This is a genomic window from Streptomyces sp. SID14436 (assembly GCF_010548465.1).
Classification (GTDB): domain Bacteria; phylum Actinomycetota; class Actinomycetes; order Streptomycetales; family Streptomycetaceae; genus Streptomyces.
Genome location: NZ_JAAGMD010000319.1, coordinates 1 through 366, shown reverse-complemented (window position 1 = coordinate 366; position 366 = coordinate 1). Strand labels below are relative to the sequence as shown.

Genomic DNA, 366 nt, shown 5'->3' with positions numbered 1-366 from the left:
GCCCCCGCCGGGCCACGGCTCGGCATCCCGCCCGGAGCGTCCCGCACCGGCCGACGACGGCCGCCCGCCCGGTACCGCCGAGCCGCCCGCCCGGCCGGGACCGGCCCTCCGCGAGGGCACCGACGTCTGCGCGCTCGGCCGGACCTACGGCCGGTGGGACCCGGACAGCCCCCAGGCGGCCATCTGCCGCGAGGTATACGGACGGTGAGCCACGGCCCGCTCTCGGGCGGACGCACCGACATCGAAAAACACGGCCCGTGCCCGGGAGCCCGCCCGGGACCGCCGAACAGGCCGCACAGCCGGACCCACGGCCAGTGGCAGGCACCAGGACAACCCCCAGGCGGCCATCTGCCGCGAGATGCACGG

General features: G+C 78.4%; 1 pseudogene. It reads left to right on the top strand.

Annotated elements, in window-relative coordinates:
- Window positions 1-208, top strand: a pseudogene (locus tag G3I53_RS33260) (hypothetical protein); the annotation flags it as partial.
- Between the last annotated feature and the right edge of the window lie 158 nt (window positions 209-366).